Consider the following 23,529-nt stretch of genomic DNA (forward strand, 5'->3'; position numbering starts at 1 on the left):
ACCTGCATATCTTGGATAAGCCCTCGACCGATTAGTACTGGTCAGCTCCATGCATTGCTGCACTTCCACCCCCAGCCTATCTACCTCGTCGTCTTCAAGGGGTCTTACATACTGGGAAATCTCATCTTGAGGGGGGCTTCACGCTTAGATGCTTTCAGCGCTTATCCCTTCCGTACATAGCTACCCAGCGGTGCTCCTGGCGGAACAACTGGTACACCAGCGGTACGTCCATCCCGGTCCTCTCGTACTAAGGACAGCTCCTCTCAAATTTCCTACGCCCACGACAGATAGGGACCGAACTGTCTCACGACGTTCTGAACCCAGCTCGCGTACCGCTTTAATGGGCGAACAGCCCAACCCTTGGGACCTACTTCAGCCCCAGGATGCGATGAGCCGACATCGAGGTGCCAAACCTCCCCGTCGATGTGGACTCTTGGGGGAGATAAGCCTGTTATCCCCAGGGTAGCTTTTATCCGTTGAGCGATGGCCCTTCCATGCGGTACCACCGGATCACTAAGCCCGACTTTCGTCCCTGCTCGACTTGTAGGTCTCGCAGTCAAGCTCCCTTATGCCTTTGCACTCTTCGAATGATTTCCAACCATTCTGAGGGAACCTTTGGGCGCCTCCGTTACTCTTTAGGAGGCGACCGCCCCAGTCAAACTGCCCACCTGACACTGTCCCCGCACCGGATTACGGTACCAGGTTAGAACCTAGATACGATCAGGGTGGTATCCCAACGGTGCCTCCACACAAGCTGGCGCTCATGCTTCAAAGGCTCCCACCTATCCTGTACAGATCGTACCCAAATTCAATATCAAGCTGCAGTAAAGCTCCATGGGGTCTTTCCGTCTTGTCGCGGGTAACCTGCATCTTCACAGGTATTAAAATTTCACCGGATCTCTCGTTGAGACAGCGCCCAAGTCGTTACGCCATTCGTGCGGGTCAGAATTTACCTGACAAGGAATTTCGCTACCTTAGGACCGTTATAGTTACGGCCGCCGTTTACTGGGGCTTCGGTTCATAGCTTCGGGTTACCCCTAACCACTCCCCTTAACCTTCCAGCACCGGGCAGGCGTCAGCCCGTATACTTCGCCTTACGGCTTCGCACAGACCTGTGTTTTTGCTAAACAGTCGCTTGGGCCTTTTCACTGCGGCCCCCTCGTGCTATTCACACTACCGGGGCACCCCTTCTCCCGAAGTTACGGGGTCATTTTGCCGAGTTCCTTAACGAGAGTTCTTCCGCGCGCCTTAGAATTCTCTTCTCGCCTACCTGTGTCGGTTTGCGGTACGGGCACCATCACCTGGCTAGAGGCTTTTCTTGGCAGTGTGAGATCATGACCTTCGCTACTATAATTTTCGCTCCCCATCACAGTCCAGCCTTATGATGTGCGGATTTGCCTACACATCAGCCTCACTGCTTAGACGGACATCCATCAGTCCGCGTCACTACCCTGCTGCGTCCCCCCATTGCTCATAACGGCTTACGGTGGTACAGGAATTTCGACCTGTTGTCCTTCGACTACGCCTTTCGGCCTCGCCTTAGGTCCCGACTTACCCTGAGCGGACGAGCCTTCCTCAGGAACCCTTAGGCTTTCGGCGGATCAGATTCTCACTGATCTTTTCGTTACTCATACCGGCATTCTCACTTGTATAATGTCCAGCGCTCCTTACGGTACACCTTCAACCCTTATACAACGCTCCCCTACCCCTGATGCAAAGCATCAAGCCATAGCTTCGGTGGTGTGTTTAGCCCCGTTACATTTTCGGCGCAGAGTCACTCGACCAGTGAGCTATTACGCACTCTTTCAATGGTGGCTGCTTCTAAGCCAACATCCTGGTTGTCTGTGCAACTCCACATCCTTTCCCACTTAACACACACTTGGGGACCTTAGCTGATGGTCTGGGCTGTTTCCCTTTTGACAATGGATCTTAGCACTCACTGTCTGACTCCCGGAAGTAAGTCTATGGCATTCGGAGTTTGACTGAGCTTGGTAACCCTTGCGGGCCCCGCACCCAATCAGTGCTCTACCTCCACGACTCTGTTTTCCGAGGCTAGCCCTAAAGCTATTTCGGGGAGAACCAGCTATCTCCGAGTTCGATTGGAATTTCTCCGCTACCCCCACCTCATCCCCGCACTTTTCAACGTGCGTGGGTTCGGGCCTCCAGTGCGTGTTACCGCACCTTCACCCTGGACAGGGGTAGATCACCCGGTTTCGGGTCTACGTCCACGTACTACATCGCCCTATTCAGACTCGCTTTCGCTGCGGCTCCGGCTCTTCACCTTAACCTTGCACGGGAACGTAACTCGCCGGTTCATTCTACAAAAGGCACGCCATCACCCCTAAAACGGGCTCTGACTTTTTGTAAGCACACGGTTTCAGGTTCTATTTCACTCCCCTTCCGGGGTGCTTTTCACCTTTCCCTCACGGTACTGCTTCACTATCGGTCGCTAGGAAGTATTTAGCCTTGGCAGATGGTCCTGCCGGATTCATACGGGGTTTCACGTGCCCCGCACTACTCGGGATACATCTCGGAGAGAGCCAACTTTCAACTACAGGGCTTTTACCTTCTTTGGCGGGCCTTTCCAGACCTCTTCGTTTAACCGGCTCCTTTGTAACTCCATGTGAGATGTCCCACAACCCCAAAGAGCAAGCTCTTTGGTTTGGGCTTCTCCGCGTTCGCTCGCCGCTACTGACGGAATCACTATTGTTTTCTCTTCCTCAGGGTACTTAGATGTTTCAGTTCCCCTGGTATGCCTCTGCATAACCTATGTATTCAGTTATGAGTAACTGGAAATTACCCCAGCTGGGTTTCCCCATTCGGACACCCCCGGATCAAAGCTTGCTTACAGCTCCCCGAGGCAGTTTCGTTGTTCGCCACGTCCTTCATCGGCTCCTAGCGCCTAGGCATCCTCCGTGTGCTCTTAGTAGCTTAACCAGTTGCTCCGGTTTCGATGGCGCGCTCCGCTTGTTTTGGACTACGTCCAAAGCCAAAAGTCGCTTCCCATTCGATACCATCGCAATAGCAGTCTACCTTATAAACACTTCACTTGTTTACACAAGATCAGCTTAAAGGAATGTTCTAAATCGCAAAATTTCGTTTCGATATCTAGTTTTCAAAGAACAAGCTCCATGCAAAAGCAAGCTGTTTGAGAGTTTGAGCTCTCAAAACTGAGCAACGAGTGAGTGAAAAGCTTTACGAAGTAAAGCTCGCTTCGGAAGCATGCTTCCTGAAGACTTATTTGAATGTTTCCACTCGGGAAACGATTCTCCATAGAAAGGAGGTGATCCAGCCGCACCTTCCGATACGGCTACCTTGTTACGACTTCACCCCAATCATCTATCCCACCTTCGGCGGCTGGCTCCTTGCGGTTACCCCACCGACTTCGGGTGTTATAAACTCTCGTGGTGTGACGGGCGGTGTGTACAAGACCCGGGAACGTATTCACCGCGGCATGCTGATCCGCGATTACTAGCAATTCCGACTTCATGCAGGCGAGTTGCAGCCTGCAATCCGAACTGAGACCGGCTTTTTAGGATTCGTTCCACCTCGCGGCTTCACAGCCCGTTGTACCGGCCATTGTAGTACGTGTGTAGCCCAGGTCATAAGGGGCATGATGATTTGACGTCATCCCCACCTTCCTCCGGTTTGTCACCGGCAGTCACCTTAGAGTGCCCACCCGAAGTGCTGGCAACTAAGATCAAGGGTTGCGCTCGTTGCGGGACTTAACCCAACATCTCACGACACGAGCTGACGACAACCATGCACCACCTGTCTCCTCTGTCCCGAAGGAAAGGTACATCTCTGTACCGGTCAGAGGGATGTCAAGACCTGGTAAGGTTCTTCGCGTTGCTTCGAATTAAACCACATACTCCACTGCTTGTGCGGGTCCCCGTCAATTCCTTTGAGTTTCAGTCTTGCGACCGTACTCCCCAGGCGGAGTGCTTAATGTGTTAACTTCGGCACCAAGGGTATCGAAACCCCTAACACCTAGCACTCATCGTTTACGGCGTGGACTACCAGGGTATCTAATCCTGTTTGCTCCCCACGCTTTCGCGCCTCAGCGTCAGTTACAGCCCAGAGAGTCGCCTTCGCCACTGGTGTTCCTCCACATATCTACGCATTTCACCGCTACACGTGGAATTCCACTCTCCTCTTCTGCACTCAAGTCACCCAGTTTCCAGTGCGATCCGGGGTTGAGCCCCGGGATTAAACACCAGACTTAAATGACCGCCTGCGCGCGCTTTACGCCCAATAATTCCGGACAACGCTTGCCCCCTACGTATTACCGCGGCTGCTGGCACGTAGTTAGCCGGGGCTTTCTTCTCAGGTACCGTCACCTTGAGAGCAGTTACTCTCCCAAGCGTTCTTCCCTGGCAACAGAGCTTTACGATCCGAAAACCTTCATCACTCACGCGGCATTGCTCCGTCAGGCTTTCGCCCATTGCGGAAGATTCCCTACTGCTGCCTCCCGTAGGAGTCTGGGCCGTGTCTCAGTCCCAGTGTGGCCGATCACCCTCTCAGGTCGGCTACGCATCGTCGCCTTGGTGAGCCGTTACCCCACCAACTAGCTAATGCGCCGCAGGCCCATCCCCAAGTGACAGATTACTCCGTCTTTCCAGTTTCCTTCAGGAGAAGAAAACAACTATTCGGTATTAGCTACCGTTTCCGGTAGTTGTCCCAAGCTTGAGGGCAGGTTGCCTACGTGTTACTCACCCGTCCGCCGCTAACCATCTGAGAAGCAAGCTTCTCATCAAGTCCGCTCGACTTGCATGTATTAGGCATGCCGCCAGCGTTCGTCCTGAGCCAGGATCAAACTCTCCAATAAAGTATTGAAAAGAGCGATAAGCTCATTTTGAAACTGACGAGATTAAAAATCTCATTGTTGCTTCAAAATCATACAGCCCGAAGGCTTGTACCGATTTCTCAGCGTCGATCTTGCAAGCAAGATCGTTACTCACTCGTTGTTCAGTTTTCAAAGATCAAACTTCTTTGCGTCGCTGTCGTTGTTCTCTTCAGCAACTCTTATATATTATCACGTCCGAACCAACTTTGCAAGCATTTTTTTAAGTTTCTTTCGAAGATTATTTCATTTGCTTGCCGCACCATGTTTCTCGTGTTTTCTTGGCCGGATTAATAATATATCATGTTCTAATACTAATTACAACCCATAATATAAATTAATTTATTTCACTACATTTAGTTAATCTACTCTCCTAGTTATACATATACTCCAGCGGTTGTTAAGCTAACGGAATCTCGCGATACGCTCTATGCGTTCTATAGGATAGCCTATATTGACTGCAAACCCAACGCGTAAGCTCTAATAAACAGTTTGTCTCGTAGGGCCGTAAAAACTTTTCTTCATTAAAGTCACTACTTATTAAGTAGCTTCATCTATGTACTGCTGTCTTTCATTACAGTATTAGGATATCGTACAGGGAACTTTTCTATATTCGCCAAGTCTCGTTTAGAGTCATTTTGCGTATTAATGTATTTCATAGTTGCGCATATCTTTATTTCAATCTAAATCTCTCTTCCCTTTATGTATATACATGTTAAGCAAAATTCACTTCTTGAAATGAAGGGAGCTTATTCCTTTTTGGCATTTAATTGCCCAATCTTCTAAGAAATTGCCGTTATAGATTTGCGCATTTTTTTAATAATGAACATATTAATGAAAGAAATGAGGAAAATTCTGAAAACCTTGGTACTAAAGCATCATTTTCATTCAAAAACTAACATTAATCTAACCCTATTACGATATATCACATGGATACAAAGCACCATGCGTTGAGCGAACGCGCATCCAGATACTCACAATTTGAAAAAGGAGTGAACTATGTTGTTAGATAAGATACGGTGGAGTACTCTTCCCTTCTTTGCTAAAAATCTCGTTATTTCATTCGGCAGCATTACGCTAATTGGCGTTATTTTAATTACAGCCGGATATCAGTTCCAAAAAAGCATTTTGATTCAACAGTTATATGATCAGGCTGAGGTAACGACGCAGAAATGGTCTGATGATCTGGATACAAGCAAGGTTCTTGAAGCAGCGAATGAGAAAAACTATGACGGGACTGCCCAAAAGGTAATTCGAGATTATCTGGATTCCATCCATGAACTCTATCCCAATATCGCCCAGGCCTATATTTTTGGAACAGAGTTGGAAAAGGGAAATGAGACCTCCATTATCGCGATTCCAACCAGTCTCGTTGAGTCCTTCGAAGAAGGCAATATGGCAGCAGGTACTATGTATCCCTTATCCTCACAAATTGTCGAAGCTCTTGAGGATATGAAAGTAGACAGTGAGCCTGGATTCAGTAGCTTTTATACCGACGATTATGGCACTTGGACAACAATTATGTATCCCATCAAGAATGCCGAGGGCAATACCTATGCAGCAATATACTTTGATGTTGATGCAAGCGCAGTTCCAAAAGGACTTCATAAACTGATTACATACAGTAGTATTTTTCTGATCGTTTTCCTGATCGTGTTTATGGTACTTCAGTATGTTCTATTGAAGAAAACACTTAAGCCAATCCGTGACCTTATGAAAGGTATTGAGGCTGCGAGCTCAGGCAATCTGGATGTAAGCATTCACACCGGACGGGATGATCTGGGAATTATTAATCAAAAATTCAATACGATGATTCAGCGATTCAATGACACGATGTTCAAAGTGCAAACGACATCCTATCACCTCTCTGACTCATCCAAGAAATTATTAGATATTTCCGAGAAAAATAATGATAATATCCAGATGATCAGCAGCAATATCCGGGACATCTCTCACGGCCTTCGCTCCCAGGATCAGGCCAGCGTGGAAAGTGCCCGAGCAATGACAGAAATGTCTACCGTTGTGCAGACGATTGCCAGCAGTTCTGCAGATGTTGCGGATGAGGCATCAAGCATGGAAGAACGTTCTAATACAGGTCATGAGATTATGCAACAAGTGGTTGAACAGATGAGACTGATCTCAGGTGCAGTGAAGCACACGTCGGAATCGATACAGTCTTTGGAAAGCCGCTCGAACGAAATTAGCAGCATCGTCAATATGATTACACAAATTGCAGATCAGACTAATTTGCTCGCACTAAATGCTTCCATTGAGGCGGCTCGTGTTGGTGAGGAAGGAAAAGGATTTGCGGTTGTCGCAGGAGAAGTCCGCAAGCTCGCTGAACAGTCCCAGGACTCTGCCAAACAGATTCGTACCTTAATTGACGGAATTCAACGCGATATCCTTCAATCTGCCGAAGCTATGCACCTTGGCTCTCAAGAAGTGGAGAAGGGCTCTCAGGTTACCATGGAGACGGGTCAATTCTTTGAAGATATTTTGACAGCTACGAACAAAGTCGCTAACCAAATTCAGGATATCTCCAGCTCTACCGAAGAAATATCCGCCAGCACACAGGAAATGTCCGCTACTGCGGATGAGTTGTCTGCGAGCGTCAGCAAAGCAGCACATAGCAGCAAACAGATTGAGCAATCCATTGCTGAACAGGAATCATCCATGGCTTCCATTGTGGCCGCCTCTGATGAACTCTCGGCTGTATCGGGCCAATTGCAAGAACTGATCTCCTTCTTTAAAGTAAGAGCAAACTGAATCACTTTTATTATTCATCACCTTTCAAGCCAGATTCAGCCGGCGCTCCAATTTTAAATCTTGGATGCTGCCGTTTGAGTATGGCTTTTCTTATGTAAAAAGCGATTCACGAAGGTTTAAATCTTCGTGAATCGCTTTTTAATATGGTCATTACATTGTTATAAAATACAACCTTAATGCTGAGTCTGCACTGCTGCAGGGGACACTGAAGCTTGTTGTGCTGCTTCTTTTTGTAAACCTACACGAAGCAGCGTAATTCCCCACGTTACAGCCGAGATCAACAGAAGATTTAGCATGAACCCACCCACAGCTTCTCCACTATAGATCAAACGCATAAAGCCCTGTACCCCATTGGAAGCGGGCAGAAAGTTCCCTATATAACGGTAGAATGGCGCCAGCATCTCGGCTGGAATGATACTTCCCGCTGTCATCAACTGGAGTGGAACCATCGCCACATTAAATAGAGGGCCTGCATTGCCAAACAGGGCAAAACTCATTTGTGTAAAACAGATACAAGCCAGACATACGAGCACATGATAGAGATACAAAGCGCCGAAGGAACTCGCCACATCCGTAAACTGAAGAGCCACCGTATCCACAATAAGGGGAACGATTACAGCTATACACAACAGCAGCACTTGCCGTCCCCAGAAGATTTCCCATTTGGAATGGTTACGCTTCATGATGTTCGACGTAATATTGAACTGAATATTCATAGTCATGGTGGCAATATAGGTGATAAAACCCAGAATCATGGGCAGCATCGATGTTGCAAAATCACTTACACTGTTCGTTTTATTAATTTCAGCCTTCACAGGCCCTTCATTCATCTTCGCCATCGCTTGTCCAATGGCTGCACTTAAATCTTCGCTGTTTATACTATCGTTATTGAGTGTCACTTGAACCTTGGATTCCAAAATCCCTTGACCTATTTGTGTAGTCATTCCAGTCGCCGCGTGTTCTACAATGGATTTGGCTACATCGGCATTTCCCTGATTGATATAAAAGGATAAATTCGCCTCTGTACCACCTTCAATCCGGTCAGTGAATCCTTCCGGAATAACAATAACCATCGCATAGTTACCTGCATTCATCTGTTGCTCAGCTTCCTCGGCAGAACCCAGTACATTGACATGGAAAGGCGCGAGCGTTTCAATCTGCTTCTGCACCTCTGTTCCCTGTGTCCCATCTTCGTTCACCAGAGCAACTTGAAGTTGATCCACTCTCTCCGTGGCTTGATGATAACCCGTCATCCAGATCACAACAAATAACAGCGGAACAATCAATGCAAAAACCAATCCTATTTTTGTCTGTGGCACTTTAAGAAAATCTTTGAAGCTTTTCATTCGTTCACGACTCCCATTAGTTAAAATTAAAATAATTGCACTGCATATATATGCACATGCACATATTTGGTCAAAAAAATTTATTTCATCTTTTCATAGATGCGATTCATCACATTCATGAATACATCAAGCTCTTCAGGGGAACATTCGGCAAGTGCCTCTTGCTCTTGCTGTTTTGCCTTTGGTGTCAGAACGTTATTCATTTCCAGTCCTTCCGCCGTCAAACAAAGTAAAACCGCTCTGCGATCCTGTGGATCTTCTTCTCTCGTCACCAGACCTTTGCGAATCAACTTGTCTATAATTTTGCCTACCGTTGTCTGGTCCCGAACTGTTAATTCAGCCAGTTTTTTCTGTGATATATGGCTTCCAGCCTTGCTCAATTCATTCAGAACTGCAAATTGTTCGGGAGTAATATCCTGTTCGCTCAGATTTCTGGTTGTTGTTTTTTTGTATGCCAGATAAGTACGTGACAGAATAAGTCCAAGTGGATTTTCATCCATATTAACAGGCATGCTGATGCTCCTTTCTCTATATAGTAGCACTACCATCTAATTTGCGTAAGCTCTATATTATTACCAGATCTACACTACTGTCAATTTAATTTTTTTATATCTCTAAACAAAAAGAGACCCACCCGTTAGTCAGGCAGCTCTCTCCTCTGGCATCGTCAAGCCATACTTACTCGGGCTTGCCACTTGAAGTTTCGGTATCGTCCTTCTTCTTTGTACCTTTACTTTTGTAAGGCTTCGGGGCACTTTTCGCCCGGTTAGCGGCGGCTTGCCAACGGTTCCAGCCTTTTTTGCCGGTACCGCGGCCGGTGCCACCTTTTCCTTTTGCTTTGCTCATGTTATCACTCCAATAATCCTGTATATGCTTAAAAATGACCGTCCTCGGTAACTTGTTATGCAACCCAGCCCATCTTCTTCACTTCCAGCATTTCTTATTATAACAAAGTTTGACGTCTTTACGTTCATTTCCAGAAGTCAGGCTTACATTTCAGCCTTAGCATTACCTGTGGAGTTAACTCCTCTTAACACCCGCAAAGATAACAGGAAACAGATTGCCAGAACAACAGCTGCTGAAACGTAAGGATAGTTGATATTCACATCAAACAGTGCTCCCGCTACAATTGGACCTGCGATATTCCCCAAACTTGTATAGGCTGAGTTCAATCCGGCCACAAAGCCTTGTTGTTCTTCCGCCAGTTTGGACATCTGCGTACTGATTGCCGGACGCAATATATCCATACCAAGGAAGACGATAAACGTTACGACAAGAATCATCCAGTAGGTATTTACAAACAAGGTCAATAGCACAAATACAGCCACAAAAAGCAAGCAGACCGAAATGACTTTTTTCTCACCAAACCGGTTTAACAGCCAGCCAATCAGTGAGACCTGCACCACGGCTCCCGCAATGGAACCAAACGTAATTATGAATGCAATATCCTTGGTGGTGAAGCCAAATTTGTGATCCACAAACAGAGAAAAGACCGTCTCATAGTTAGCCAGACCAAACGCCATGACAAATACGATAATTAAACTGAAAAAGTAAGGCTCCCGGTACGAATGCAGCAACTGGGAAACCATACCCGGGCTTTTGACCTTCGGTGCACCCGCAACAGGTTTGGTTTGCTCTCCGGTAATTCTGGTCGATTCCGGCAAAATAATCAGGGTAATGATGGATGCCAGCAAACCTGCAATACCTGCGGCATAGAAAGGAATCCGAATGCCAAAGTCAGCGATATATCCGCCGATCCCCGGACCAATGATAAAACCTGTAGTAATTGCCGCATTAATTAATCCCATACCTTTACCGCGTTCTTCTTCTGTCGTAATATCTGCGGTATAGGCCATAACTGCTGGGAAGATCATCGCTGCACCGATTCCTCCAAGCATCCGGGCTGCGAAGAGCAGCGATGGTGCATTCACAGCACCAAACATGAACTCCGATACAGCAAAGATTAACATGCCGCCAACAATAATTTTTTTACGCCCCAAGATGTCAGACCAACGGCCCGCAACTGGAGAAAACAGAAACTGCGTGAAGGAGAATGCTGCTACCAGCAAACCAACCGTGAACCCGGTGATATGCAGTAGATCCATATACGCAGGCATAATAGGTACCACAAGACCTATACCTGTAAAAACGAGAAAAATATTAAACATTAACAGCAGCAATGCGCCCCTGTTCCGTGTAAGTAATGCCATGATTCCATCCTCCGTGTTGTCAAAATGTTGCTTTAAGATTTTTCTTTTGCTATTCCATACAAGAATACGCTAGCCGCTTGGCGGTACAAGGCAAGAGCCTGTTCTGGCTCCATTCCGCGCGACAGCTGACTAAGTCCAATGATGGTGCTTTCCAGAATGAGCGCAAGATTGTCTGCGTTGTCCGCCTTGAACTCTCCGCTCTCTATCCCCTGCTCCACCAATTGTTTGTTAAATTGAATATGCCGCTCAAACATCAAAGCTATGCGTTCTTCAATATCATTTTCTTTCTTTTCTCCGGTAAAGAACTCATCTGCCGCCTTCGTAAGCGGGTGATTCATATCATCGAGGATTAATTGTTCTGCCAAGCCGTAGATCTTCTCGGTAGAGGTATGATACAGATGTTCCTTGGCCGCCCAATTCTCTTCCCATTCCCGATCCCACTCATCAATCAGATACAGAAAGAGGCCTTCCTTGCTTTTAAAATGGTAATAGATATTGCCTTTACTGCTGCCTGTCGCAGCCACAATATCTTCAATGGAAGTAGCTTTATACCCTTTTTGCACAAAAAGAGCTCTTGAGGCATCCGCAAGTTTCTTCTTGGTCTGCTCGGTTTGAATTTGCTTTTTATTCATACTCATCCATTTCACTCCACCTCTTGCATACTGAACGTTCGTTCTGTATTTTAACAGAACCATCAAACTTAAGCAATCAAAAAGGAGAATCGGCTTGGCGCCCATTCTCCCTCCACAACTTTATTTCACTTTTTTCCCTTGGCCATGAAGTATTTTCAGTTGTCCATTTTCATAACCGACCTGATACGTAACTTTATATTTCGTGGTGACCAATTCACCGTCTTTTCGTTCATCCGCTGTAATAACAGCAGTGACCTCTATTTCATCATTTGTCTTATCTGAGGACGAAACTTCGGCAATGGTCACATAACTGGTGTTGATGTAACCTTCACGGAACTTGGCATAACTTATCCCGCTCTGCCACTCACTGCCAAGCAAGGCATACGCGGTAACATAGTCGTTCAGATTCAGGTTCATATAAAATTCGGTCACCAGGCCCTCTGCTTCCAAAGAAGCTGAATTTGATCCCGCTCCCTGATTGCCACTCGTCTGAACGGCCGTTTTAGACGATGACGGTTTCTCAGACCAGGCCTGGACCTGCTTCAACACGCTGGTGATGGGAATGCTGAACCCGATTCCGCCTTCCTGCTCCACAACGGCTGAATTAATGCCCAGTACTTCACCGGTTTCTGCACTGATCAGCGGGCCACCGCTGTTGCCGTGTGTAATGGGCGCCGAGATTTGATACAGATTACTATAGATATATGGGGCAATTTCGAAGCTGCGGCCCACACCGCTGATAATGCCTGTAGTTACGGTGTTCTCCAGACCTAGCGGACTGCCCAGAGCGAGAATCTCATCTCCCGTCTCTGCTTTGGATTTGGCGATAGGCAGCGGTTTAACTTTTTTCAGATCAGGCACCCTGACGACAGCAACATCCGTCTCTTCCCCAATCCCGATAACGGTTCCTTTATACTCCTCATGATTGAGGGTTCGAATCGTTACTTCTTTCGAGCCCTCCACCACGTGAGCATTGGTTACCACATCACCCTGATCATTGTAGAGAAAACCGGAGCCCAGTCCACTGCTGCTCTCAATCGTAACCACTTTCTTCTGACTGTCTTCAATAATCTGTTTACGTGTTTTCTTCACGGTTGTCTGGGAGGACGGTTTAGACGTTGTGGTTGCCGTTTCCTTCGTAGTGACAACAGCCAGTCTTGGTCCTCCATCCTGCAGTTGATCTGCTGAATACTGATGAATCCAGAACACACCTCCTGCTCCCGCTCCAATAATGATTGCACTGGAGATAATCGTACTCCATGTTCGTTTGGCCATTCCAACCTGTCCTCCTATTCCAGATACCACGTTGCGTTCACTACAGAAACTTCCGCTTCCTCGTACACACCATAATAATACGTTTCAAAAAATCCCTGATCCCCTACTTCAAGCCAGCTTGGATATACATCCGCATAGGTTTGACCAAGGTATGCCCCGTCTGAGCTGTAGATGTCCAACATAACCGTTACGGAAGAGATAGGCCGAGTGGCATTATTCACGATTGAGCCGCTTATATACAGATCGCCATACATATCAAGCGTCGCTTCTACGTCTACAATGCTCACCGCTGCTGTGCGGTTCTTCAGGTCTTCTTCTGCTGCCTGTTGCTCAGCAAGTTGAATTCGTTCGGCTTCTGCTTTTTCAAAAGCCTTCTTCTCACTCAATACTCGTTCGCGATATGCTGTCAGTTTTTCATCCTCCGGAGCGTAGGACAACCCCTGATCAACGGTTTGCAATGCAGCCGTAAAATCCTTTTTCTTCACTTGCTGTTCAGCTTGCTTATAGCTAAGACCAGCCAGCTTGTCGATAATTTGTTTCTGAACCGCCTCGGCTTCCTTGCCTTTCAATTTCGATACCGTGTCCAATTTCTCAGCCAGTGCCTGTACGGTGGTCAAACTATCGATTTCTTTCTTCACCTTCAGGACAGCCAGTGTCACCTTGTTGTTGTTTAGAGTCGTCCGCACCTTGGCAAAAACCGGTTCATCTCGCTCTTTCAACACTTTTGCTACAGCCTGAAGCGTCTTGTCGCCAGCAGCAAGTTTGCCCGTTTTCAAACTTGTCGCAGCTTCGTTCAGCTGATTCATCAGATTGAAAGCTTTGGCTGTAATTTGACGATCCTGCACAAGTCCATCCACGTTTGGCCGTTTCGCAAGAGCCGAATCCAGAAATTGAAGCGCCTCTTGATATTTTCCGTCCAAGGCCGCCTGCTCCGCCTGTTGATGCAGTGATTTTACCTCCGCATTGATGCCCATCTCCTGCTTGTAATAATAAGTCAATAAGGCCCCCATCACCGCTGCCAGAAGCAGTGGAATAATCCAGCTAAATGCTCGTCCTTGTGCCGTGTTGCTCTGCTTTGGTGCAGACTGATGCTGTCTGGATAACGGATCTAATGCTTTTCCCGTTCCACTCTCCAGGCCAACCGCTGTTTCTGCCCAAATCTGTTCATCGGTAGAGCTTGAACCTTTTAATTTCGTTCTACACTTTCTACATGTGCTGTCCCCTAGACTGCTTTTGGTCCCACATACGTGACAATACACCCTGATCCCTCCATCAAAAAGAACGTATGTATCCTATGCTATTTTTACATGAATCGACACTTATCATATAGTAAAAAGGTAAATTGCACCATATCTTTATGGTGTATAATGGATGCATTCCAAACTGTGAGGTGACACGGATGTCGTTCCCAATCGTTCGAAGTAATTAGTCGTCGGGCTGGGTCAAAACGCGTACCAGCTAACATGGGATACGTCTGCCCTTTTGAGCCTGTTCGGCATCTAATCATAACGATTTTGCACAACATCTATTTAGAATCAAGAACTCACATTGGAGGAATCATATAATGAAGAAAAAGATGGACTATACTACTTTTTACGAACGTATTGGGCGATTGAATGGCTGGGACTTCAGCTCCCTGAAAGTGACTTCAGAGGGCATTGGATGGAACTTCTACGAGGAAGTTACACGCTGCACCCAACCGTCAGATCTATTGCTTGATATTGGCACAGGTGGGGGAGAAGCTGTTCTTTCCATCGCGGATGCTGCACTATTATTGGTTGGAATAGACCTTTCCCGGGGAATGATTGAGACTGCCCAGCGTAATCTCAAGGCATCTGGTTCCCGTTCGAATGTCCGTTTTGTGCATATGAATGCAGAGCAACTGACATTTCCAGATCAATTCTTTAATGTCGTGTCCTCCAGACACTGCGACTTCTGCGCTACAGAAGTATTCAGAGTATTGGCCGATGGCGGTGTACTCCTTACCCAACAAGTCAGTGAACATGATAAATATAATCTCTCAAAGGCTTTTGACCGTGGACAGTCACTGGGCGTTCAGCCTGGCACATTAATGGAACGATACAAACGTGAACTTCGCGAAGCGGGTTTTCAAGACATTGAGGCATACGAATATAACGCAACAGAATATTACGCCACGCCTGATGATCTACTTTTCCTGCTGACCCATGCACCGATCATTCCCGATTTTGGAGAGAAGGAATCCGACTTAGAGCGTTTCCAACAGTTTGTTGAGCAAAATCGCTGCGATAAAGGGATTCGAACGAACTCGGCACGTTTTATGCTGACTGCTCGGAAATAAATCTTATAACATAAAGGCAAAATAAAGCCCATCCACCATTCTGGTAACATGAATGGTGGATGGGCTCTTCAAATACTAAAGATACATCGTAAATCGCAATCCATCCAATTACTGCGTTACTCCCTTTTTCTCCAGGAAAGGCTTTAATTTGTCCAAAACATAATGACTGCCGCCTCTTCCGTTCACTTGTTCAATGACCGCGGCTATAAGGAAGGATGGTGATTCGGTATCAAACACCACCACAAAACCGTTCTCCTGTCCTTTCTCCCCCTTCTTGGCCTTCAGTTCGGCCGTCCCTGTCTTAGCTGCCAGTCCTTCAGGGAGTGAATTCAAGGAATGAGCCGTTCCTCCCGATCGGGTCACCACCTGGCCCAAGGCATCCTTCACCGTATTTGCAACTTCAGGTGTAATTACAACCTCCGGTTCGGCGGTTTCCTTTTCCTCTATCAGTACGGGCTTCACCATTTTCCCTTCATTAATAAAAGGAGTGAAAGAGGACGCCAGATGGATTGGCGACATCAGCATTTCGCCCTGTCCATAGGACGTGTCAGCGAGCAGCACCTCCGATGAAAGATCGAGATGAGCCTCGTTTGCATACTGACTTGGTTTCAAATACAGTTCATCCAGTCCAAAGTTGTCTCCAAAACCGAACTTCTGGATGCCCTCTATGAACTTGGCGCTGCCCATCTCAACCGCTTCCTTCGCAAAATAAATATTGTCCGAGTAGACCAGCGCATCAACCATGTTCACCGGGGATACACTTTTCACACGTTTCACATAATAACCGCCCCAGCTCTCATCCTTACGCCATTGCAGACCAGAGATATCATGCGATTTGTCCGCTGTGGTAACCTTCTCCATCAGACCTGCCGCTGCCGTAATGGCTTTGAAGGTTGACCCTGGTGCATAACGATTCGTAAACCTATTAATAAAAGGAAGCTTCTCATCTGCTGAATAGGCATCCCACTCAGCCTGTGTCAGTCCCGTAACCATCTTGTTCGGATTATAGGCGGGCGCACTTGCCAGAGCCAGCAGATTGCCGTCCGTCGGATTCATCAGCACCATCGCTCCGGCGTCACCACCACTCGATAATGTCTTATACAGTTTACGCTGTTGCTCGGAGCTGATCGTCAGTTGAATATTCTGGCCATCCTCTGCATCCTTGCGGATAAGCTCTGAACGGGTATTTCCCGATTCATCGGTAATCTCGATCAGGCCACCCCTTTCGCCGCGAAGCTGCTTCTCCAGGGATTGCTCCAGTCCGGCTTTGCCAATCCAATCTTCCGCACGATAATAGCCTTCCGTATCTTTCTCCAAATCTTCTTTGGTGGCCTTGCGCACATAACCGATCAAATGAGCAGCAGCCTCACCAAGAGGATAGTATCGTATTTCCTTGGATTGAACCTGCACACCAGCCAGTGCTGCAGGCACCCGGGAGTCCTCTGTTGAAGCAATCGGGACAAAATATTCCGGCTTCACCCATTTCTGTGCAAGCGCGGTGTTGATGATAGCTTCTGTTACTTTGTAATGCTCCGCGATCCGGGCGATCATCGGCTCCGGATTTTCTCCCAGCTTCTCCGGTATGATGCCCCACTCGTATATATTCCCCTTGGTTGCAAGGGGCAGCCCTTCACGATCAACAATGTCCCCACGTTCCGGGAAAAGGGTTCTAACCCGAACTTTGCTTCCCTTGACCATGTCAGTCAGAATCATGGATGGCTTCCAATTGATCCGCCAGACTTTGCGACCCTCCTCAAGCTCTTCACGCACCAGTTTCAGTGTATGTGTCTCGGCCACTTCTCCCAGGAAGGTCGTTAACTGCAGGCTGTAGTCCACTTCATAGGCATCCGGGTTTTGGTTTTTATTGTCATTACCCGTGCCATCCGTTGTCTCTTCGATTACTTTCGGTTTCAATTCTGCCTTAATTGCAGAAACCTCCATGCCCGAATAGATCGCGTTATATTTTTCCACAAATTGCTCACGGTTCATGCCGGACTCTTTCAATGAAGCAGGCGTCATCAAGGTGTACAGTTGATCAAATTCTTTCTTTTGCAAATGCTCTATGTACTGATTAACGGTTACCTCAGGCTTAACTTCCTCTGTTTTGCTATTCTGCATGTATAAGTACATTCCGATTCCACCGGCAAATAAGATGGGAAGCAGTCCATAAATAATTTTACGTTTCGATTTCATAATCATATCACCTCTAATATACACTATAGATTTCCAGCCTCAATTAAACAATGGAACAAATCTGACGAATTTATCATTAAAAATAGCCGAAAGCTCACATAATATGTTTAAATAAGGAGAGCGAGATTACAGTAAAGGAGCCCGATGATGGAAATCAGCTATTTTTTACTCCCCAAAGCCGAAGTGGCCTATATCAAGTCTTCCGCTTCCATGAAAGATGCGATCGAGCAGCTTGAATTGCAGCATTATACCGCCATTCCCGTGATTGACCAGGATGGAAAATATGTTGCCACCCTGTCCGAAGGCGATTTGTTATGGAAAATGCGGAACACCCCCGGACTGACGTTTGAGACGATGGATCAGGTCCAGGTGCATGAGATCGACAACCGTGTATATAATGAATGTGTCTTTATTAAGGCAGAAATGGAGGATATGCTGACGTTGGCAGCAGATCAAAACTTTGTGCCTGTGGTGGATGTGGACCGTGTCTTCCTCGGGATTATCCGTCGCAAGGATATTATTGAGTATTATACGCGCAACATCTCCGACTAAATTTGAAATGAATATATGCCTTTTGCTGATTACATGGGCAAAAGGCTAAAACAGAAATGACGAGTCCTTGGGGCAATGTCATTAAGTTATTTAACTTAATGATATTAGAACCTTGGGCTCGTCATCTTTGTGTTTTCAGATAACATCCAAGCCCCACTTTCAGATATGCGGAAAAATAAATAAACATATTGCGCAAATTTCGACATATAAATACAATAATTATTACGATACGACAAAATTAACCATCAAAAATGGAACCGATGGCTCTATATTTTTCGAGGTCCTATCTCATTTTTCAGAATTTGTTCAGAATCGTTTAGTACAATGATCACATTCTTTTTATTCCGATAGGCGGCACTACTCAGAAAAATCAGGAAGAGGTATTCACTTGAACTACTTAAGTACACGCAACAAGATACTTGTCACGGCTACAGTGATTATGTCTTGTATTTACGTCATTTGGCGTACATTCTTCACCATTCCTTTCGGACATGGCCCTCTCGCCGTGACGGCAGGTCTTGCCCTCCTCATTGTCGAACTAATAGGTATGTTCGAACTGGCCGTCCATTTTTACAATATGACCCGGCTCGAATATCCCGAACTTCCCGTTGTTGACGAAGCCCTATATCCGGATGTGGATGTATTTATCGCAACTTATAATGAACCCACTTCACTTCTGTTCAAAACGATTAATGGCTGTCTGAACATGGATTATCCTGATCGCTCCAAAGTACATATCCATCTGTGTGATGACTCCAATCGTCCCGAGATGCGGGAACTGGCTGCACACCTGGGCATTAACTACCTTACGCGAACGGAGCATGTACACGCCAAGGCGGGTAACCTGAACAATGCCATGAAGCATACGTCCTCCCCGCTAATCGTCACCTTTGATGCAGACATGATTCCAAAACATGATTTTCTGACGTCGTGCGTTCCCTACTTTCTGACCGGAGAAAAAATTGGTTTCGTACAGACACCACAGAGTTTCTATAATCCCGATCAGTTCCAGTACAATCTGTACTCCGAGAACCGGATACCGAATGAACAGGATTATTTCTATCGGGACGTACAAGTGGGACGCAACAAGTCCAACTCTGTCATCTATGGTGGAACAAATACGGTACTCTCCAGACAGGCACTGGAAGACGTCGGCGGTTTCTACACCGGTTCCATTACAGAGGATTTTGCTACGGGTATTGAAATGCAGAGCAAAGGGTATCGCTGCTTCGCCACCAATAAAGTACTAGCCTCCGGACTTGCTCCCGGTGATCTGAAAAGTCTGATCAAACAACGTCAGCGCTGGGCGCGCGGTTGTATCCAGACAGGCAAAAAGATGAACCTTCTTTTCAAGAAAGGACTTAGCTTTGCCCAAAAACTAAACTACATTTCTTCCATTACCTACTGGTACTCCGGGTTAAAACGACTGCTGTACATCATGTCACCCATACTGTTTGCCGTGTTCGGCGTTCTGGTTGTGAAATGTACCATTCTGGAAATTCTCGTGTTCTGGTTGCCGATGTATCTGTTGACCAACACCTGTCTGAGGATGTTATCCGGCAATATTCGGACCACCAAATGGACCAATGTATATGAGACTATTCTGTTCCCTTCCCTTCTGCCAGCCGTCATTCTGGAAACACTGGGCATCACGATGAACAAATTTGTCGTTACTCGCAAAGACGGTGCGCAAAATGATGATCGGAACTATCAGATTAAACAGATGATTCCTCATCTGATTCTGGCGGTTCTGTCCATTATCGGAATCGTGAATTGCATCCACTGGACATTCAGTCAGGGAACGATTGGTTTCCTCGTTGTGCTGTACTGGTTATTGATTAATTTCTACAACATCATGATGTCGATCTTCTTCCTGGCTGGACGCAAAGTATTCCGCAATCATGAGCGCTCAATGGCTGCCGTGGATTGCACGCTCACAACGGAAGGGGAGACGATCTCCTGCATCACTCACGATCTCTCGGAAGGCGGTATTTCCGTCATGCTTGATACACCGAAGTACATTCCAAGTGATACAGAGATTGGCATTAAACTGGTAAATGATCGATATTCAAGCGAGTTTACAGGCAAGGTGGCACATGTCGCTTCGATCGGGAACCGTTGGAAATATGCTTTTACGGTTAAGGATATCACGGAACAAGAGCAGCGCCAGCTACTGCACATCATCTATGATCGCGAACCTACACTGCCTCAGAAGCTGGACAAGGATATCAGTACATTTGAAGATATTCGCCTGAATTTTGTACGTCGGGGTCAGAGTGAGTTCATGTCCAACCGGAAGCTGGCACGAATTGCGCTAAATCGCGAATTGCCAACGGCAGATCATGGAACCGTGACATTGCTGGATTTCAACTATGAATTCGTCCTGGTGGAGATGGAGCCTCATGATTTGGCCAATGAGATCCAACTTCCGCTTAGCGAAGACATCTCACTGAAATGCGTGTGGGTACAGTCCCTGCGTAACAAACGAGGCAATTTGTACCATGTGACCAATATTCGTGATATTGCTCGCAACCATCAGATGCCAACCTTGGAAGCTCTGCTGAAACAGTGGAATAAGGAACATATTCAGTTGGGTAAAACAGGCCCTGCATCCCAGGGCAAGAACAACATCTCTCCAGACGAACTGAACGAGATGGCTTATCTATAGAGCGGAGGCAAGAAAGCATGATCAAGAAGTGGAAACAACTGACGCTTGTCGCCAGTCTTGTTGTGTTATGGAACGTATATCCCATTCAGGCTGTTCAGGCAGAGCAGCTTAAGGTGAATGAGAATAAACTCCATGAATGGAACAACGGAGCCAGGGTAGACGCCAGCGTTGATAACAAAGGTAGTATCCAGATTAAGACCTCCACGCAGGGGCTCCAAAAAGGATACTATTCGGCCTACGTCTATGAGCTGCAGAATCGAGACTGGTCAGGCTATGGGGCTTTGACCTTCTCCATCCGCAATGAATCGGAGCAAAAATTGCCTCTTAATATCGTACTGACCCGAGCGGATAAAACCTCCCTTACTGTGTCTGATGATCGAAACGTCATCGTAGTCGAGAAATCAACCGGACATGCCGAACTGATTCGCCCGGTTTCCGGCCAGATTGCTTTGGAACCGGGATTTGTCGGACAGATCCGCATCCCCTTTTCCAGCCTGATGGTCCAGGACAAGGCCAACACGGCAGGTCGGGTGAGCTTGGGTAAAGTCATTGGCTGGGGAATTACAACTACAACTCCCGAAAATGCCAAACTGAGCTTCCGCATCGGCAACATCAAGCCGTTGTCCAAAAAGCAAGCTGTGGTGGAGAACGGGCTCACCACCTTGCATATGACTGGTGACGAACGTGTGGTAAAGCCTGTAGCCGGGGAATCCATTGCCCAATACGCTGTTGAATCCTCCTCAGAAGAAAAGCACGATGTACAATTCCAGCTCGACACCCCCGTACAGGGAGTATCCATTACACCGAATGGACTGCTGACGCTTCATACCGAAGTCGATGCTGAGCAGGCCACCATACGTGCACTTGTGAATAACAAATGGAACCTAACAAAGACTGTCATGCTGGATCGCTCTTCGGCCATGAATGTTCAGGAGAAAGACGGGACGCCACGTTCTATTCCTGACCCATCTGAAGTTACCAAGGTACTCAGCCCAGCGGACCCACTGATGAAAACATCGGTGGGATGGTTTATTCGACTCTTGTTAACCGCTGCCGGAATCCATGGACTCGTCCTCTACTGGATGTGGAGAAGACAACGGATTGCCCATGGCGCCATAAAACGGCGTTCCCGGGAAGATCGACAAGCACGGCGTCCTTTTCGTATGTAAATGACCCTTGCAGACCAACTCGCCTCCTTAGATGCGGGTGTCTGCCTGTTTTGCTTGAGCATGTTGCATCCATAGATACAACGTGCACCCTTATATGATGCTCAAGGAGGAAAGGCAGTGCTCTTTTCCAGTGTAATCTTTCTATTTTATTTTCTGCCGCTTGTGCTGGGGCTGTATTACATACTGAGATTCTCGGTTACGGCCAAAAACATGCTGCTGCTGGTTGCCAGCCTGTTCTTCTATGCATGGGGTGAACCGTGGTTTGTCCTCATCATGCTGGCCTCCATCTGTTTCAACTATATTTTCGCCCTGCTTGTGGACAAGTTCAGGGAACGAAGGAATACCGCGTACACCATCATTACGTTGATGCTTATCGTCAATCTGGGTATGCTGTTCGTCTTTAAATACATGGCTTTTGCACTGCGTATTGTGAATGAAAATACCGGCTTTGGCTTAAATATCCCGAATATTGCGTTACCGCTAGGCATCTCGTTCTTCACCTTCCACGGAATTTCCTACGTCATCGACGTGTATCGCGGACATGGTGCCGTGCAAAAAAATCTCTTTTATGTGGCGCTGTATATCTCTTTCTTCCCTCAGCTCGTTGCCGGACCGATTCTGCGCTATAACACAATTGCAGATCAAATGGTCAACCGTAAGGAAAGTTGGGACAAGTTCGCACTGGGCTGCTGCCGCTTCATTGTGGGCCTGGGTAAAAAGGTGCTGTTATCCAACAGCATGGCAATTGTCGCCGATCACATCTTTAGCATGGGTGGCACCTCGGATATTCCGGCGAGTCTGGCATGGCTTGGAGCCATCGCCTATACGTTGCAGATTTATTTTGATTTCTCAGGATACTCCGATATGGCCATTGGTCTCGCCCTCATGTTCGGGTTCAAGTTCGAAGAGAACTTCAGATATCCTTATATCTCCCGGTCCATCACTGAATTTTGGCGCCGCTGGCATATCTCGCTGGGCACCTGGTTCAAGGAATATGTCTATTTCCCGCTCGGGGGATCACGTGTCACCAACAAGGATAAAATGATTCGCAATCTGCTCATTGTCTGGGGACTGACTGGTGTGTGGCATGGTGCGGAGTGGACATTTGTAGTCTGGGGATTGATTAACTTCGCATTCATTGCGCTGGAGAAAATCTCTAACTTTGATAAAGGAACCCGCTTCAACCCGCTGCGGCATCTCTATGCCATGTTCATTGTGGTCATCGGGTGGGTGATCTTCCGTTCACCAGATCTAATACAAGCTGGCAACTATCTGGGCAACATGTTTGGACTGTACGGTAATGGGTTCTGGAGTGATACGACTTGGATGTTCCTGAAGGAATACGCGCTCTTCTTCATTCTGGGCATTCTGTTCTGCATGCCGATTGCCACGCGAATGAACAAACTGATGGTCGACGGCGCACGTTTCAGCAAACCACTGGAACTGGTATATCCAGTTACGATCATCGTGTTATTCCTGGTGTGTGTATCGTATCTGGTCAAAGGTACATACAACCCGTTTATTTATTTCAATTTCTGAGTCAATTTATAAACTA

14 protein-coding genes and 2 rRNA genes are annotated in these 23,529 nt (G+C 47.0%); 6 read left to right on the forward strand and 10 right to left on the reverse strand.

Annotation, left to right across the window (positions count from 1 at the left end; all coding sequences use genetic code 11):
* Window positions 1-11: 11 nt before the first annotated feature.
* Window positions 12-2,937 (reverse strand): 23S ribosomal RNA (locus HW560_RS00790).
* 339 nt (window positions 2,938-3,276) lie between these two features.
* Window positions 3,277-4,828, reverse strand: a 16S ribosomal RNA gene (locus HW560_RS00795).
* Together the 16S and 23S rRNA genes form the textbook arrangement of a ribosomal RNA operon.
* A gap of 1,014 nt (window positions 4,829-5,842) precedes the next feature.
* Here HW560_RS00795 and HW560_RS00800 point away from each other — a divergent pair.
* On the forward strand, window positions 5,843-7,609 hold the full coding sequence (locus HW560_RS00800; RefSeq protein WP_090904768.1) for a methyl-accepting chemotaxis protein: 1,767 nt from the start codon (window positions 5,843-5,845) through the stop codon (window positions 7,607-7,609).
* A gap of 173 nt (window positions 7,610-7,782) precedes the next feature.
* Here the strand turns inward: HW560_RS00800 and HW560_RS00805 are convergent, their stop codons facing one another.
* The 7 genes from HW560_RS00805 to HW560_RS00835 all read right to left on the reverse strand — a co-directional run bounded on the left by HW560_RS00805 (window position 7,783) and on the right by HW560_RS00835 (window position 14,331).
* Entirely contained in the window at window positions 7,783-8,955 is a 1,173-nt protein-coding gene (locus tag HW560_RS00805) for a YhgE/Pip domain-containing protein (protein WP_090904769.1), read from the reverse strand.
* Window positions 8,956-9,035: 80 nt separating this feature from the next.
* The gene (locus tag HW560_RS00810) at window positions 9,036-9,467 is read right to left on the reverse strand and encodes a MarR family winged helix-turn-helix transcriptional regulator (protein ID WP_177185918.1); all 432 of its coding nucleotides are present in this window, start codon (window positions 9,465-9,467) and stop codon (window positions 9,036-9,038) included.
* A gap of 166 nt (window positions 9,468-9,633) precedes the next feature.
* Window positions 9,634-9,801, reverse strand: a complete 168-nt coding sequence (locus HW560_RS00815; RefSeq protein WP_090904771.1) for a DUF3934 family protein — start codon at window positions 9,799-9,801, stop codon at window positions 9,634-9,636.
* Between the two features lie 143 nt (window positions 9,802-9,944).
* Window positions 9,945-11,165, reverse strand: coding sequence for an MFS transporter (locus HW560_RS00820; protein ID WP_090904772.1), 1,221 nt, complete (start codon window positions 11,163-11,165; stop codon window positions 9,945-9,947).
* 32 nt (window positions 11,166-11,197) lie between these two features.
* Window positions 11,198-11,797 (reverse strand): TetR/AcrR family transcriptional regulator, encoded by a 600-nt coding sequence (locus HW560_RS00825; RefSeq protein WP_090904923.1) that lies wholly within the window; start codon window positions 11,795-11,797, stop codon window positions 11,198-11,200.
* 120 nt (window positions 11,798-11,917) lie between these two features.
* Window positions 11,918-13,072: a trypsin-like peptidase domain-containing protein gene (locus HW560_RS00830; protein ID WP_179261527.1), complete on the reverse strand. Its 1,155-nt coding sequence runs from the start codon at window positions 13,070-13,072 to the stop codon at window positions 11,918-11,920.
* 14 nt (window positions 13,073-13,086) lie between these two features.
* Window positions 13,087-14,331 (reverse strand): FxLYD domain-containing protein, encoded by a 1,245-nt coding sequence (locus tag HW560_RS00835; protein ID WP_179261529.1) that lies wholly within the window; start codon window positions 14,329-14,331, stop codon window positions 13,087-13,089.
* Window positions 14,332-14,636: 305 nt separating this feature from the next.
* Between HW560_RS00835 and HW560_RS00840 the strand changes: the two genes are divergently transcribed.
* Complete coding sequence (locus HW560_RS00840; RefSeq protein ID WP_179261531.1) at window positions 14,637-15,392, forward strand: class I SAM-dependent methyltransferase; 756 nt, start codon at window positions 14,637-14,639, stop codon at window positions 15,390-15,392.
* Between the two features lie 108 nt (window positions 15,393-15,500).
* Here HW560_RS00840 and HW560_RS00845 read toward each other — a convergent pair whose 3' ends face one another.
* On the reverse strand, window positions 15,501-17,585 hold the full coding sequence (locus tag HW560_RS00845; RefSeq protein WP_179261533.1) for a penicillin-binding protein PBP4(5): 2,085 nt from the start codon (window positions 17,583-17,585) through the stop codon (window positions 15,501-15,503).
* Window positions 17,586-17,732: 147 nt separating this feature from the next.
* Between HW560_RS00845 and HW560_RS00850 the strand changes: the two genes are divergently transcribed.
* From HW560_RS00850 to HW560_RS00865, 4 genes are all read left to right on the forward strand, one after another.
* The gene (locus tag HW560_RS00850) at window positions 17,733-18,137 is read left to right on the forward strand and encodes a CBS domain-containing protein (protein WP_090904777.1); all 405 of its coding nucleotides are present in this window, start codon (window positions 17,733-17,735) and stop codon (window positions 18,135-18,137) included.
* A 388-nt stretch (window positions 18,138-18,525) separates the two neighbouring features.
* Entirely contained in the window at window positions 18,526-20,805 is a 2,280-nt protein-coding gene (locus HW560_RS00855; protein ID WP_090904778.1) for a glycosyltransferase, read from the forward strand.
* 17 nt (window positions 20,806-20,822) lie between these two features.
* Complete coding sequence (locus HW560_RS00860) at window positions 20,823-21,974, forward strand: hypothetical protein (RefSeq protein ID WP_090904779.1); 1,152 nt, start codon at window positions 20,823-20,825, stop codon at window positions 21,972-21,974.
* Window positions 21,975-22,091: 117 nt separating this feature from the next.
* Window positions 22,092-23,513 carry an MBOAT family O-acyltransferase gene (locus HW560_RS00865; protein ID WP_090904780.1) on the forward strand — a complete coding sequence of 474 codons (1,422 nt, stop codon included), beginning with the start codon at window positions 22,092-22,094 and terminating at the stop codon, window positions 23,511-23,513.
* The last annotated feature ends 16 nt before the right edge of the window (window positions 23,514-23,529 follow it).

Origin of the sequence: Paenibacillus sp. E222, from assembly GCF_013401555.1 — a bacterium.
In the GTDB taxonomy this organism is placed as follows: domain Bacteria; phylum Bacillota; class Bacilli; order Paenibacillales; family Paenibacillaceae; genus Paenibacillus.